Origin of the sequence: Lyngbya aestuarii BL J (assembly GCF_000478195.2) — a bacterium.
In the GTDB taxonomy this organism is placed as follows: domain Bacteria; phylum Cyanobacteriota; class Cyanobacteriia; order Cyanobacteriales; family Microcoleaceae; genus Capilliphycus; species Capilliphycus aestuarii.
In genome coordinates, this window is record NZ_AUZM01000221.1 from 1 (window position 1) to 1,274 (window position 1,274).

2 protein-coding genes are annotated in these 1,274 nt (G+C 41.7%); one reads left to right on the plus strand and one right to left on the minus strand.

Annotated features, from left to right (window positions below; genetic code table 11):
* The first annotated feature begins 23 nt into the window (after nt 1-23).
* Complete coding sequence (gene grxD / locus M595_RS27665) at nt 24-347, plus strand: Grx4 family monothiol glutaredoxin (protein ID WP_023065887.1); 324 nt, start codon at nt 24-26, stop codon at nt 345-347.
* Between the two features lie 127 nt (nt 348-474).
* Here grxD and M595_RS27670 read toward each other — a convergent pair whose 3' ends face one another.
* Nucleotides 475-729, minus strand: coding sequence for a DUF6761 family protein (locus M595_RS27670; RefSeq protein WP_023065855.1), 255 nt, complete (start codon nt 727-729; stop codon nt 475-477).
* Nucleotides 730-1,274 lie beyond the last annotated feature (545 nt).

The following is a 1,274-nucleotide window of genomic DNA, read 5'->3' on the forward strand; positions in this document are numbered from 1 at the left end:
TCTCAGCTACTTCAGGAAAAACAATGACTCCAGAACTACAAGCTAGAATTGACAACATGGTCAATAGCCAGAAAATTTTCGTGTTTATCAAAGGCACTAAGTTGATGCCCATGTGTGGCTTCTCTAACAATGTTGTGGGGATTTTAAATAGCTTAGGTGTTCCCTTTGAAACTTGTGATGTCTTAGAAGATCCTGATATTCGTCAAGGAATCAAAGAATACTCAAGTTGGCCCACGATTCCCCAAGTTTATATCAATGGTGAATTTGTGGGTGGATCTGATGTGGTGATCGAACTGTATCAAAAGGGCGAGTTACAACAAATGGTTGAGGTGGCTCTCGCATCATAAGACTAGCTAAAAGGCTGTTTTCACATTTTAGGCACGCCTTTACCTTCTGAGCCGACTCCCGCCCTTCAAGAGTCGGCTTCACTGAGTCTGAGATCATCGAAAAATCCTCAGACTCATGCTAGCCTGGCTAATAGTAGTCAACTTCAGGCTGAACCATCGGCATCGCCATCTCAAAGTTAGAGGGGTCATTGAGATATCGAAACGTTTCTTCCTCTAAACGATGTACTAAATGGGGTTCTAAGACGCTGGAATGTCTCAGAGCCGCTAAATAACCATCGATATACATTCTTAAATCATCATAGCGATAACCACGATTCCACATTTCGACTAGGGAGTCGGTCAGCTTTTGATAGTGGCGAATAGTAGGAGCGTCTTGCAGCATAGTTACCAATGTATTTAGAGTGTGGGCAGAAAGTCAATGATAGGACTGGACGATTTAACGGGAGATTTTCCTCATTTTGGGCCAATTTCCTGCATCCAAGCCTTTTAGATTTTAGATTTTAGCTCAATCTTCTCAGTATCGGGGGAATTACCCTTAAATATGAAGCTCTTGAATGGATTTATGTCCTCGACACCGAAGCATCAACCCTGAGCTTCGTCAATCTCAATAGGAGAGTTGTGCTATAAGCTACGCTAGTCAGTTCAACTCTACTTGTATCACTCCAATAATCAGTGTCAAAGGCAGAACACTCGATAGATGCGAGTTAAGTTAGGCTTTAAAAGGGTTCACAACTAGATGATTTAAAGGACAGGTTAACCGACTCCGGTTGATTGAGTCTTTCTATTGTGATCATAACCTGTCTGTCAAGAGTCTGATTCTGACTCAATGGGTTGAGATCCGAATAATGTTATTTACGCGACATAAAATACAGAAAGTTCCCAGATAAATAAGAACTTGATTGAGGGTAACATCAGATCGGAAGAGCA